Origin of the sequence: Phytobacter sp. V69 (assembly GCF_965644215.1) — a bacterium.
Lineage (GTDB): Bacteria > Pseudomonadota > Gammaproteobacteria > Enterobacterales > Enterobacteriaceae > Phytobacter.
Genome location: NZ_CBFFRL010000027.1, coordinates 1 through 13317 on the forward strand (window position 1 = coordinate 1; position 13317 = coordinate 13317).

13 protein-coding genes are annotated in these 13317 nt (G+C 54.5%); 8 read left to right on the forward strand and 5 right to left on the reverse strand.

Annotation, left to right across the window (positions count from 1 at the left end; all coding sequences use genetic code 11):
• The first annotated feature begins 290 nt into the window (after positions 1–290).
• The 5 genes from ACSZPU_RS05805 to ACSZPU_RS05825 all read left to right on the forward strand — a co-directional run bounded on the left by ACSZPU_RS05805 (position 291) and on the right by ACSZPU_RS05825 (position 4446).
• A complete protein-coding gene (locus tag ACSZPU_RS05805) occupies positions 291–989 on the forward strand; it encodes an ABC transporter substrate-binding protein (protein ID WP_498996507.1) in 699 nt (232 codons plus the stop codon).
• Positions 990–1070: 81 nt separating this feature from the next.
• On the forward strand, positions 1071–2093 hold the full coding sequence (locus ACSZPU_RS05810; RefSeq protein ID WP_498996445.1) for an ABC transporter permease: 1023 nt from the start codon (positions 1071–1073) through the stop codon (positions 2091–2093).
• Positions 2093–2926, forward strand: a complete 834-nt coding sequence (locus ACSZPU_RS05815; protein ID WP_498996448.1) for an ABC transporter permease — start codon at positions 2093–2095, stop codon at positions 2924–2926. The genes ACSZPU_RS05810 and ACSZPU_RS05815 overlap by 1 nt, the downstream gene beginning before the upstream one ends.
• Positions 2919–3755 (forward strand): ABC transporter ATP-binding protein, encoded by an 837-nt coding sequence (locus tag ACSZPU_RS05820; protein ID WP_498996450.1) that lies wholly within the window; start codon positions 2919–2921, stop codon positions 3753–3755. Before ACSZPU_RS05815 ends, ACSZPU_RS05820 begins: the two co-directional genes overlap by 8 nt.
• On the forward strand, positions 3742–4446 hold the full coding sequence (locus ACSZPU_RS05825) for an ABC transporter ATP-binding protein (protein WP_498996452.1): 705 nt from the start codon (positions 3742–3744) through the stop codon (positions 4444–4446). The genes ACSZPU_RS05820 and ACSZPU_RS05825 overlap by 14 nt, the downstream gene beginning before the upstream one ends.
• Positions 4447–4991: 545 nt before the next feature.
• Here the strand turns inward: ACSZPU_RS05825 and ACSZPU_RS05830 are convergent.
• The gene (locus ACSZPU_RS05830; protein ID WP_498996455.1) at positions 4992–6329 is read right to left on the reverse strand and encodes an aspartate aminotransferase family protein; all 1338 of its coding nucleotides are present in this window, start codon (positions 6327–6329) and stop codon (positions 4992–4994) included.
• Positions 6330–6511: 182 nt separating this feature from the next.
• On the opposite strand from ACSZPU_RS05830, the gene ACSZPU_RS05835 reads away from it, so the two are divergent.
• Entirely contained in the window at positions 6512–7279 is a 768-nt protein-coding gene (locus ACSZPU_RS05835; protein ID WP_498996458.1) for an SDR family NAD(P)-dependent oxidoreductase, read from the forward strand.
• A gap of 180 nt (positions 7280–7459) precedes the next feature.
• Here the strand turns inward: ACSZPU_RS05835 and ACSZPU_RS05840 are convergent, their stop codons facing one another.
• The 4 genes from ACSZPU_RS05840 to ACSZPU_RS05855 are packed head-to-tail and all read right to left on the reverse strand — an operon-like array spanning position 7460 to position 10430.
• Positions 7460–8221, reverse strand: a complete 762-nt coding sequence (locus ACSZPU_RS05840; RefSeq protein ID WP_498996460.1) for an amino acid ABC transporter ATP-binding protein — start codon at positions 8219–8221, stop codon at positions 7460–7462.
• Positions 8214–8879, reverse strand: coding sequence for an amino acid ABC transporter permease (locus tag ACSZPU_RS05845; RefSeq protein ID WP_498996462.1), 666 nt, complete (start codon positions 8877–8879; stop codon positions 8214–8216). The genes ACSZPU_RS05840 and ACSZPU_RS05845 overlap by 8 nt, the downstream gene beginning before the upstream one ends.
• Before the next feature lie 14 nt (positions 8880–8893).
• On the reverse strand, positions 8894–9535 hold the full coding sequence (locus ACSZPU_RS05850) for an amino acid ABC transporter permease (protein ID WP_498996464.1): 642 nt from the start codon (positions 9533–9535) through the stop codon (positions 8894–8896).
• 46 nt (positions 9536–9581) lie between these two features.
• Positions 9582–10430 (reverse strand): transporter substrate-binding domain-containing protein, encoded by an 849-nt coding sequence (locus ACSZPU_RS05855; RefSeq protein ID WP_041852217.1) that lies wholly within the window; start codon positions 10428–10430, stop codon positions 9582–9584.
• Between the two features lie 233 nt (positions 10431–10663).
• Here ACSZPU_RS05855 and pdxR point away from each other — a divergent pair, with 233 nt between their 5' ends.
• Both pdxR and ACSZPU_RS05865 read left to right on the forward strand, forming a co-directional pair.
• The gene (gene pdxR, locus ACSZPU_RS05860; protein WP_498996466.1) at positions 10664–12127 is read left to right on the forward strand and encodes a MocR-like pyridoxine biosynthesis transcription factor PdxR; all 1464 of its coding nucleotides are present in this window, start codon (positions 10664–10666) and stop codon (positions 12125–12127) included.
• A 66-nt stretch (positions 12128–12193) separates the two neighbouring features.
• On the forward strand, positions 12194–13312 hold the full coding sequence (locus tag ACSZPU_RS05865; RefSeq protein WP_498996468.1) for a YbdK family carboxylate-amine ligase: 1119 nt from the start codon (positions 12194–12196) through the stop codon (positions 13310–13312).
• The last annotated feature ends 5 nt before the right edge of the window (positions 13313–13317 follow it).

The following is a 13317-nucleotide window of genomic DNA, read 5'->3' on the forward strand; positions in this document are numbered from 1 at the left end:
ACGCAAAAAATACGGCCTCATTTCTCGCTGCCGTCCAGATCAGATGCATCGCTCTCTGGGCTAAAATCTTGTGACGATACTATCTAATTTAACGATACAAAATAATCACACTATACCCGTCATACTTTACGTTGCATGTGCGTTGGCTCTCCTCGCTCACCCCAGTCACTTACCAGAGTAAGCTCCTGGAGTTCGCTGCGTTGCCGCCTGCCTGCAACTCAAATTATTTAGGGTAAAAATCAACGCTACAGGGACCTCATATGGCCAAAAAACTGCTGCCCCTCGTCATCATGACACTGCTCTCTGCCACCAGTTATGCTACGACACCACCGGATACGCTGGTTGTTGCACAAGGGCTCGACGATATTGTCAGCCTGGACCCGGCAGAGGCCAATGAGCTTTCCAGTATTCAGACCGTACCCAGCCTTTATGAACGCCTCGTCCAGCCCGACCGCGAAAATCCGGAAAAAATTAATCCGATCCTCGCCAAAGCGGGTATCAAAGATGCGCACTTCACGCTGGATGTGGAAAACAAACCGCCGTTCATTACCATCGCCCAGTCGATGCAGGCCAGTTTTGCCCAGGGCGGCGTGAAGGTCGATCTGTTACCCGCAGCGGGTAGCCAGGTGTATGCGTGCGTGCGTGCCAAACAGCATCAGGCAGCGATTCGTTTGTGGATCCCGGACTACTTCGACGCCCACTCGAACGCCAGCGCCTTCGCCTACAATGACGGTAAATCCAGCACTGTTGCCGGGTTAAATGGCTGGCAGATCCCGGAATTAAGCAAAGCAACACTTGCGGCTGTTGCCGAGCCGGACGCCGCCAAACGTCTGGAACTGTACAAAACAATGCAGCAAGAGTTGCAGCACAAATCCCCTTATATCTTTGTTGATCAAGGGAAAACGCAAATCGTGGTGCGTGATAATGTGAAAGGCTACCAGCAAGGGTTAAATGCGGATATGGTGTGGTATGACCGCGTGACGAAGTAAGCTTTCGCGATTGCACCTTATGACCCTCTCTCATTGCGGGAGAGGGTTATCATTTCAGAACGATGCCATTAAGAGTTAGTCATGTCCCACATCTCACCCAGGCTGTTACGGGCCGTCCAGACCCTGATAACCCTCGCCCTGACGTTGTTTGGTCTGCTACTGGTTACCTTTTCACTCTCTGCGCTATCGCCCGTTGACCGCGTGCTGCAAATTGTCGGCGACCACGCCAGCCAGTCGACCTACGACCAGGTCCGCCACCAGCTCGGGCTGGATCAACCGCTGCCTGTGCAATTCTGGCATTATTTAGTCAGCCTTTCTCACGGTGATTTAGGCACCGCCAGCGCCACCGGACAACCGGTCTTGCAGGATCTGCTCTCGGCGTTTCCTGCCACGCTGGAACTGGCCACCCTGGCACTGGTTATCGGTACGGCACTTGGCATTATCGCTGGCGTGCTATGCGCCCGTTTTGCCGGTTCCCCACTGGACCTGGCCGTGCGCACCTTTACCCTGCTGGGTAACTCCGTCCCCATTTTCTGGCTCGGTCTGTTAATGCTGGCATTGTTCTACGCTAACCTGCAATGGAGCGCAGGCCCCGGCAGACTTGACGATATTTATCAGTACACCGTCATCCCGAAGACCGGCTTTGTGCTTATTGATACCTTGCTTTCCGGAGACAGTAAGGCATTCAGAAATTCCTTGAGTCATATGGTGCTCCCGGTGACCCTGCTCGCCTATTATTCTCTGGCCAGTATCACCCGCCTGACCCGCTCGGCCTGCCTTGGGGAAATGAATAAAGAGTACATTTTGCTGGCACGTGCGAAAGGCGCTGGCGAGATGACGATAATGCTGCACCATGTCCTGCCGAATATTCGCGGTACGCTCCTGACCGTGGTCGCGCTGTCGTATACCAGCATGCTGGAAGGCGCAGTGCTGACAGAAACCGTCTTTTCCTGGCCGGGTATTGGCCGCTATCTCACGACCGCGCTGTTTGCCGGTGATACCACGGCGATCATGGGCGGTACGCTGATTATCGGTGTCTGCTTTGTCCTGATAAATAACCTCGCCGACCTGCTGGTCCGGCTCACTGACCCGAGGATTCGCTGATGCCGACGACTCTCTTTTTACGCCGTCTGCGCCATTCTCCTGCGGGTTTTAGCGGATTGATTATCGTGGTGTTATTGCTGTTGGTTGCCGTACTGGCTCCGTGGCTGGCACCGCAAGACCCCAACTGGCAGGATGCGGCGTCGCGATTGCAGCCGCCCTCCGGCGCACACTGGCTGGGGACTGACAGCTACGGTCGTGATCTGCTGTCACGGCTCATTTACGGCACACGCCCGGCGCTGGGGCTGGTCGCCCTGGTGACGGTCATCACGCTGCCTGCCGGTCTGCTGATCGGCATTTTGTCCGGCTATTACGGTGGCTGGCTGGAACGTGTGCTGATGCGCTTTACCGATGTGGTCATGTCAATGCCGCGCCTGATCCTCGCGTTCGCATTTGTCGCCATGCTTGGCCCGGGTCTCGTCAACGGTGCACTCGCCCTCGCGCTGACGACCTGGCCTGCCTATGCACGTCAGGCACGCAGCGAGATCCAGCGACTTCGACACAGTGATTATCTGGCAGCGGCAGAAATGATGGGGATACGCGGCTGGCGACTGTTGCTGGGGCATATTCTGCCGCTCTGCCTGCCGTCGGCAATTGTGCGTCTGGCGCTGGATCTGGCGGGCATTATCCTCGCCGCCGCTGGACTGGGTTTTTTAGGTCTTGGTGCTCGCCCGCCGATGGCGGAATGGGGGGCCATGATCGCCGATGGCATGCAGGTTATCTTCGATCAGTGGTGGATTGCCGCCGCACCTGGTGCGGTTATTTTACTGGCAAGCCTTGCGTTTAACCTGCTGGGCGATGGCCTGCGTGATGTACTGGAGCCACACCATGACTGAAAAACGGATCGTTGTATCGGAGCTTAATGTTGATTATCCCGGTGCCCGCGTGGTCAATAACCTGAACTTCACGCTGGGAAATGAACGCCTCGCGCTGGTGGGTGAATCCGGCTCCGGCAAATCCATGACCGCCCGCGCCCTGATGGGGCTGGTACGCAAACCGGGAAAAGTCAGCGCCAGTGAACTGAGCATCTCCGGGCATGATTTACTGACCATGGATAATAAAGCGTGGCGTGCGCTGCGCGGTAATGGCATCGCGATGGTACTACAAGACCCGCGCTATGCGCTGAATCCGGTACAGACCGTGTTTGCTCAACTGGATGAAGCCCTGACGCTCCACCAGCGCCTGAACCGCAAACAGCGGCTGGAAAAAATAAACGAGGCATTGCGCGCCGTCGAGCTGGAACCGGCGGTATTGCAACGTTACCCCGGCGAGCTTTCCGGTGGGATGGGGCAGCGCGTGATGATTGCCATCGCCCTGGTTAACGACCCGCAGGTGCTGATTGCAGACGAACCCACCTCGGCTCTGGACGCGCGTCTGCGCAATCAAATCCTTGAACTGCTGGTGGCACAGTGTGAGCAGCGGCAAATGGCCATGCTGCTTATCAGCCACGATTTGCCGCTGGTTGCACAGCATTGCCATCGCGTGCTGGTGATGTACCAGGGGCAAAAAGTGGATGAAATGCCCGCCAGCGAATTGCCCAACTCCTCGCATCCTTACACACGCACGCTGTGGACCTGTCGTCCACAGGCGCAGACCTATGGTCAGATGCTCCCGACGTTAGACCGCAGCCAAATCTTTACGGAGTCAGACCATGGCCATCGCTGAAATTCGCCATCTCGAGGTAAGCTTCGGGGAAAAAACCGTCGTCCGCGATGCCAGCTTTAGCCTCGAACAGGGCGAGACGTTTAGCCTCATTGGCGCATCAGGCTGTGGTAAATCCACGCTGATGCGCGTACTGGCAGGATTGCAGCGAGAATGGCGCGGTGAAGTGTCATTATTCGGCTCTGACATAAAAGCGGGCGTACGTTACCAGGGTGCATTGCGACGCAACGTGCAAATGGTCTTTCAGGATCCTTATGCTTCACTGCATCCTAACCATACGCTGTACCGCACTCTCGCGGAACCCCTACAGATTCACCTCGAGAAAGAGGTAGAACAACGTGTGAGCACGGCGCTTGAGCAGGTGGGCCTGCCTGCAGATTCTGCCAAACGCTACCCGCATCAGCTCTCCGGAGGACAGCGTCAGCGCGTGGCCATCGCCCGGGCGCTGCTATTACGCCCGCAAATTCTTCTGCTTGATGAACCGACCTCGGCACTGGATATGTCAATTCAGGCAGAGATCCTCAACTTACTGAATCGACTGAAAGCCCAGCACAATATGAGTTATTTGTTGGTTAGCCATGATGCGGATGTCATCGCACATATGTCTGACCGTGCCGCCTTTATGGCGAACGGCAAAATCGAACGCTTTTTTGACCGGGATGCGCTGGCGCGTGGTGAGCATCGGATGAGCTAAGTGAGAAGAGTTTGGGTGCGTGAGGTTCCAACCTGACAAGATGATTTGCGGGGATTGCTCCCCGCAAGTCAGCTACTTCTTCGGTTGTTCGCGAGACCAGCTTAAAATCAAAACATCGGGCTATCTTCTTTGCCATTTTTGACCAGGGCAGTGCTCAAAATCCTCACGTACTTCGTGTACGCTCCGGTTTTTCCGCGCTGTCCGTGTCAAAACTGTCTGCAGCGAAAACGCCCGATGTCTCGATTTAAAAAATCTGCAACTTATTGATTGTAAACGATCGCAACAAGGGCGTACTTCGTTAGCATGTCATTGCCTCCGTGCAAAAAAGAGACTAACATCCAACTTGTTCAGGGTTTGGATGTAAGCCTCAGGTTGATAACACTATCTCCTGGGGCTTTCACCTTTCTGAACCCTGCAAATGCCTGACTCAGAAAGCCTCAGGCACCCGCGAGAATGCTACCCACTTACATCCCTGCATACGATAAAAAAAACTGTATTAATATCCAGTAAAACGCGTTTTTCAGAAAACGTTTACTGGATGAAAATTACTTCGCCAGGCTGCCAAACTCACCGAGTACAGCATCAAAAATCGCCAGCCCTTTTTGCACTTCCGTGGCACTCATGGTGCACGGCGGTACCACGTGAATACGGTTTTCGACGACAAAAGGCAAAATGCCCGCTTTGAGCAACGCACCTTTGATCGCCGCCATATCAGCCGCCGCCACCGGCGTTTTCGCCACGCGGTCAGTAACCAGTTCCAGCGCCTGGAACATACCACGCCCACGCACATCGCCGATCAACGCATGTTTCTGCGCCAGTGATGTCAGGCCAGCACGCAACACACCGTCACCGACCGTCGCCGCGTTCTCGACAACTTTTTCATCTTTCATCGCATCCAGCGTGGCGACAATCGCCGACATGGCCAGCGGATGGCCGGAATAGGTCAGGCCGCCTGCAAAGAAGTGGTCATCAAAGTAGTGCGAGATTTTCTCGGAAATAATGACGCCGCCCGCCGGTACGTAACCCGCATTAACGCCTTTGGCAAAGGTGATGAGATCGGGAACAATGCCATCCTGCTCGAAGGCAAACCAGCTACCGGTGCGGCCAAAACCGGCCATCACTTCATCGACAATCAGCACAATGCCGAATTCATCCGCCAGCGCACGTACACCCTTCATATAGCCTTTTGGTGGTACCAGAATCCCGGCGGTGCCCGGTACGGACTCCAGCAGGATGGCAGCCACAGAATTTGGCCCTTCGCATTCAATCATCCGGCGCAGATGCGCCAGCGCGCGCTGGCACTCTTCTTCCTCGGTCGTGGCGTTAAATTCGCTGCGATAGAGATACGGGTTAAAGAAGTGAACGTGCCCACGAGCATATTCATTCGGTATACGACGGGAGTCGCCCGTGGCCACAATGGCGCTACCGGTATTCCCGTGGTAGGAACGGTAGGCAGAAAAGATCTTGTCGCGCCCGGTGTACATACGCGCCATACGCATGGCGTTTTCATTGGCGTCAGCCCCGGCGTTAGTAAAGAACACTTTGCTAAAGCCTTCGGGTGCCAGGTCAACAATGCGTTTTGCCGCTTCACCGCGCGCGAGGTTTGCCGTTGCCGGCGCGATTGTCGTCAAATCTTCCAGCTGTGCCTTCATCGCCGCCAGAACGCGCGGATGCTGATAGCCGATATTGACGTTTACCAGTTGGCTACTGAAATCCAGCCAGGTGTTGCCATCGTAATCCCACAATTCGCACCCTTTTGCACCGGCGATCACCAGCGGATTGAGGCTGCCTTGCATCGACCATGAATGGAACACATACGAACGGTCCAGTTGACGTACATCATCGTTGGTTATCGCCATCTCGCTCTGAAGTGCCAGTTTCATACCCTGCTCCTTTCATACCGTTGTTGTTGATTCCATCATGCGGTGCACCACTCACCGTGAGGTAGAGCCAGTCTTGTTAGCGGCATGTGACACAGGTGTCACAAATTTACCCATCAACTGGCTCTGTCTGTCTTGCGCACGCGTTTTTATAGTGGCGGAAGAAACCAGCACAGGAGAGAGAGATGACAGCAGCAAAGAAAGTGGTCTTTATTACCGGCGCGACATCCGGATTCGGCGAAGCCGCCGCACGGGTCTTTGCCAAAGCAGGTTGGTCGCTGGTACTGAGCGGGCGTCGTCTGGCACGCCTTGAAGCCTTGCAGGATTCGCTGGCCGCCGAGGTTCCCGTCCACATCATTGAGCTGGACGTACGTGATAAAGACGCCGTCAAACAGGCCATTGCCGCACTCCCACCCGCGTTCGCCGATATCACCACGCTTATCAATAACGCCGGGTTGGCCCTTGCGCCGCAGCCTGCGCAGAAAGTCGATCTGGACGACTGGCAAACGATGATCGATACCAACGTCACCGGGCTGGTCAATGTGACTCACGCGCTGCTACCCACGCTGATTAATCACGGCGCAGGCGCGAGTATCATCAATATCGGGTCGATTGCCGGGCAGTGGCCATATCCGGGTAGCCACGTTTATGGCGCAACCAAAGCGTTTGTGAAGCAGTTTAGCTATAACCTACGCTGCGATTTACTGGGTACGGGCGTGCGCGTCACCGACCTTGCACCGGGCATTGCGGAGACAGAATTTACGCTGGTGCGTACCAAAGGGGATCAGGCGGCATCCGATAACTTATACCGTGGCACTACGCCGCTCAGCGCGCAGGATATCGCCGAACAGATGTTCTACGTCGCGACGCTGCCTGATCATATGAATATTAACCGCGTGGAAGTGATGCCAGTGCGCCAGGCCTGGCAGCCGTTTGCCATCGACAGAGATTGATATTTCCCCTTCGCAGGAATTCCCCTCACCCCAACCCTCTCCCACCGGGAGAGGGAGCAAACTTGCGTAGACATTTGCATTGAGAGTCAGTCGTAGCCCGGATAAGGCGTTTACGCCGCATCCGGGATTTGTGTTCCCCGGTGGCGCGACGCGTACCGGGGCTACAAAAAGGAGGGAAAATTAACGGCTGGACTGCAAAAACTTGCGTACGCGGTCTGAATCCGGGTTAGTAAAGAACTTCTCTGGTGACGCCTTCTCGATCAACAATCCTTTCTCTAAAAACACCACTTCGTCCGATACCTGGCGAGCAAAATCCATCTCGTGCGTGACCACCACCATCGTATAGCCTTCGGCGGCGAGGTTTTTCATTACCCCCAGCACTTCATTCACCAGTTCCGGGTCCAGCGCTGACGTCGGTTCATCAAACAAAATCACCTCGGGCGACATTGCCAGCGAACGGGCAATCGCCACACGCTGCTTCTGCCCACCGGAAAGGGTAATCGGATACACATCCGTTTTATGACTCATCCCAACCTTATCTAACTGGCGGCGACCAATCTCGTCGGCGGCATCCCGCTTCATGCCTTTCACATGAATCAGCGCTTCGGTGACGTTTTGCAGCACCGTTAGATGCGGCCACAAGTTAAAGCTCTGGAACACCATCCCCACGCGTTCACGGATTTTTGACAGTTCTTTGTGCGACATGGCCCTGCCCGAGGCATCGTCCACGCCAAGGCGCTGGCCGCTGATGCGCACTTCGCCGCGATCCGGCTGCTCCAGCCAGTTCATGCAGCGCAATAAGGTTGATTTCCCCGAACCGGACGAACCGAGAATACTAACCACCGTGCCCTTCTCCACCGTCAGGTTGATATCACGCAACACTTCGACGTTATCAAACTGCTTAGACAGGTTCTTAACGCTAACCGCACTTTGTTCAGGCATGGGTCATTCCTCTCTTGTTTCCATATTGGCTTAGCCGTTTAATCAGCAACTCAAGCAAAATGCTGATGCCCCAGTACAGCGCGATGGCGACGATAAAGGCGTTAAACGGAATAAAGTACGTTGACTGAACGCTGTTCGCGGCGGCGGTAATCTCCTGAACGGTGATAATGCACAGGAAGGCCGTGTCTTTCAGACAGATAATTAACTGGTTGCCCATCAGCGGCAACGCGGAAGAGAAAATATTGGGCAGGACGATACGCTGAAAGATTTTATAGCGGGAGAAACCCTGCGACATGGCCGCTTCGATATAACCGGCGGAAAATATCCTTCGCTGGCTACGTAATATTTCGAAAAAGTAGGCACCGTGATAAATCACCAGCGCTAACAAACCGGCAGTCCAGGCTTCCATACTAATACCCAACTGCGGCAGACCGTAATAAAGTAAATAAGCCAGAATCAAAAAAGGAACGGCACGCATCAGGCTGACAAAGGCAATAATAATTCTGTCAATAACGCGATTTTGGTATTCCATAACGTAGCACAGCAAGATGCCGATAAATAAACCGATAACCGCTGCAATAATAAACAACTCAAGCGTCGACAGCAGGCCGCTTAAAAAACTCTCGCGCGCTGACCAGACAATACCCCACTGACTCATAAATCCTCCTGCTATTATCGCGCCAGGCGCTTCGCTTTACGTTCCGCCATGCCCTGCAATTTCAGCAACAGGCCGATAATGATGACGTAGAGCAGTCCCGCCGCCAGAATGGGAGACAGGGGTTCATAGGTCACCGATGAAATACGATTGGTGACGCGGGTCAGATCTACCACACCGATTATCGCGATCGCCGGGCTGCCTTTAATCAGGAAGGACATTTCGTTAACCAGCGCAGGCAGGCTTTCGATCCACATCTGCGGCAGCATGATGTAGCGGAAATAGGTCCAGCGCCGCATGCCAACTGACTCGGCCGCTTCCCGCTGTTCGCGGGGGAAGTTACGAAATGCGTTACGCCAGATTTCGGCATTAAACGCCGAGGTATTCAGGGTTAACGCCACAATCGCCGCCGCCGTTTTATCCAGGTTTATCCCCAGCGTCGGCAACGATAAGAACAGGAACAGAACCAGCGTCACCAGCGGTGTGGCGCGCGCCAGACTGATATAGACCACCAGCACCTGGTCGAGGACCGGGATTTTCATCATACGGATAAAGGCGATCACCAGACCGATGACCACCCCGAACGCGATAGCCACGCTCGAAATCCAGAGGGTCGTCCATGCGCCTTCAATTAATAACTGCCATGCCATTGAATCCATGGTGCCCTCCTTCTTTAACAGGCGGCGGTTGCCCGCCGCAATGAACTTATAAACCAGCTAACTTGTGGAACTGATCGGCACTGGTGATCGGCTCTTTCGGCAGATCGTAGGTTTCACCGAACCATTTTTTCTGCAGCTCAGCCAGCTTGCCGGTTTCGGTCATGTGGTTCATAAACTTGGTCATGAACGCCAGCAATTCCGGGGAGCTTTTGGAGATAGGCCATGCCATGTAGCCAGGGCCAGACACCGGCAGCCCTTTGGCAAAGACTTTCGGCTTGGCTTTCACCAGGTCGTTGACGGAGATAACCACGTTAATCACGTAATCAACGCGTTTGTTGGCGAGGTCAGCATAGGCTTCCGGGTAAGATTGATACTCTACAACCGGGCCCAGTTTGCCGCCGACTTTCTCCAGCATCGCTTTCAGTTCCGGCAAACGTGCCAGCAATGCGCTGCCCGCCTGAACACCCACTTTTTTACCGCTCAAATCGGCGATGGTATTTAATGTTTTGTCATCCGCACGCTTCACGAAATAATGCTGAGCAGAGGCCCACGGCGGAGTAAAATTGAAGACATTGAGACGTTCATCGGTAATCACCGCACCGGTTAACGCCATATCGTATTGCCCGGTAGACACGGCAGCGAGCAGACCCGTCCAGGGTAAAATACTTTGGTTGATATTGAATTTTGCGTATTTACGCAACTCGTCGAGCATATCCTTGTTAAACCCTTCCGATTTACCATCCTTCATAAAGTTAAACGGCGCATAGTCATCTTCGGTCGCCACTTTCAAGGTGCCAGACTTTTCGATTTCGGGTAAATCCGCTGCGACTGCGTGTAAAGAAAAAGCCAAAGTGAACATGGCTGCAAGACAATATTTGCCGAATACTTTTTTCATCTCTCTACCCTTAATTAAATATGCCAGAAAGGTTCATCCCAGACGTACTGGGGTTATTGCAATAAATATGCCGACTGCGTTTCTTGACCGCTCTTTTGTGACTGCGTTTTTACAATAGGGAGCCTTTTTGATTTCTGAATAGAGCCAGTTTCGGCAAATGAATGTGTCAGATAACACGAAGCTGGTATGGAATTTGCTCAAATATATCCATGTCTTTTCCAGCGGAGTGCGTCATGATTCGTCACCTTTTGCATGTCAATTTTGATGGTCAGCGTGGGTTACAGGAACAGGTGCGTGAATCGTTGATTAACGCCATCCTGAGCGGCATCTTTCCGGCGCAAACGCCCCTTCCTTCATGTCGCCAACTGGCTGGTCAGCTTAATGTTTCTCGCAATACCACGGCGCTGGTGTTTGAAAGCCTGGTCAACGAAGGCTACCTGGTCAGCCGCCCGCGCAGCGGGTATTACCTGCACCCGGATTACTACCACGCCGGTCAAAACGTGTTACAAACTGCACCTGAATGCGAAAGCGCTGCACCACAATGGAGCAACCGCCTGCAGATCGCGCCCAGCCAGCAGGAATCCATCCTCAAACCCGCAGGCTGGATGCACTATCGCTACCCGTTTATTTACGGCCAGCCGGATACCCAACAGTTCCCTCTCGCGTTCTGGCGTGCCGCTGCGAACTGGCTACACGGTGGCGTGCGTGACCCGTCCTGGGTTATCGATCATATCGATCAGGATGTGCCGATGCTGATTGAGCAGATCCGTACTCGCGTGCTGCCCAAACGCGGCATCGTCGCCGCACCGGACGAAATCCTCATCACGCTGGGTTCACAAAACGCCCTCTATTTGCTGACCCGCCTGTTGATGTCACGACAGACGCGCGTGGCGGTCGAAAACCCGGGCTTCCGTGAAGCAATCAATACCTTCCTGCTGAACGATACCCATATCGTTCCGCATCCGGTTGATGAAGAAGGTATTGTGCTGGATGAAACGCCCTGCGATTACTACTACGTGACACCGGGCCACCAGGTGCCGACGGGCGTCACCATGAGTAAAGCGCGCCGGGTACAACTGCTGGAATACGCCACGCGGCATGACGCGGTGATCATTGAAGATGACTACGACTCGGAAAGTAACTTCACGCAAAACCCGTTACCGGCGCTGAAAGCCAGCGACCGCAGCGGGCGCGTTATCTATGTCAGCAGCCTGTCGAAAGCGCTCTCACCGGGCCTGCGACTCGGTTTTATGGTGGCCGCTCCGGAAATTATCGACGAAGCGCGCGCCCTGCGCCGCCTGGTGTATCGCCATCCGCCAACCAATATTCAATATCAGATGGCCCATTTTCTGGCCCAGGGCCATTACGAGACACACCTGCGCCGCTACCACGAAGACTCTGCCCGCCGTTGGGATACCTTACACAACGCGCTGCAAAGATTTTTGCCCGAATGCCAAACCTTCGGCGGCAGCGAGCACGCCAACGCCTTCTGGCTGAGTACACCGCAGCATATCAGCACTCAACAGCTCACCTGGCGAGCGGCACATGCAGGGGTGTTGATTGAACCGGGGGCGCGGCATTTTCTCGATAACGCCCCGCCGGATAACTATTTCCGCATGGGATTTCACGCCATCAATCCGGATGCCATCGTGCCCGGCGTTGAAGTGCTGCGCGGACAGCTGGAGCAAATCGGTTAGCCCGCCTAAAAGCGGGTTTACGGGGCATGCCTATACTTACCGAAAACCTCACAAGGATATGCGAGCATGCCCCTACCCGATTTTCATATTTCCGACCCTTTCACCCTGGGTATTGAACTTGAGCTGCAGGTCGTTAACCCACCGGGATACGATCTCAGCCAGGACTCCTCACGCCTGATCGATGCGGTAAAAGCGCAAGTTAAAGCCGGTGAGGTTAAGCACGACATCACCGAAAGCATGCTGGAGATCGCGACGGGGGTCTGTCGCGATATCAACCAGGCCGCGCACCAGTTTTCCGCCATGCAGACGATCATTTTGCAGGCGGCAAGCAAACATCACGTGCAGATTTGCGGTGGCGGCACGCACCCGTTTCAGAGCTGGCAGCGCCAGGAAATCAGCAATGACGAGCGTTACCATCGTACATTGCACATGTTTGGCTATTTGATGCAGCAGGCAACGGTCTTCGGTCAGCATGTGCATATCGGCTGCCCGAATGGCGACGACGCCATCTATCTCCTCCATGGGCTATCACGCTTTGTGCCACATTTTATTGCCCTTGGCGCCGCTTCTCCTTATATGCAGCGAACCGATACCCGTTTCGCCTCTTCGCGGCTGAATATTTTTTCCGCCTTTCCGGATAACGGCCCTATGCCCTGGGTCAGTAACTGGCAGGAGTTTGAAGGGCTTTTTCGCCGCCTGAGCTACACCAGCATGATTGAGAGCATTAAGGATTTGCACTGGGATATTCGCCCCAGTCCACATTTCGGCACCGTCGAGGTGCGGGTGATGGACACGCCGCTGACCTTGTCGCACGCCATTAATGTCGCCGGCTTTATCCAGGCTATCGCACACTGGCTGCTGGCCGAACGCCCGTTCAAACACCAGGAGCGCGATTACCTGCTGTATAAATTCAACCGTTTTCAGGCCTGCCGCTTTGGTCTGGAGGGCACCATCACCGACGTTCACACCGGTGAGCAGCGCAATATCGCCGACGATATTGAAAGGATGCTGGAAAAAATGGCCCCGTGGACGGACAAACTGAACGGCGGCAGCGCAATTGCGGAACTGCGGAATTTTGTGAAACGCGGAAAAAGCGAGGCACAAATGATGCGTGATTTTGTCGCTGACGGCGGCTCGCTGATCGGGTTGGTGCAAAAACACACCGAGATTTGGGCAGCGGGCTAGAACGG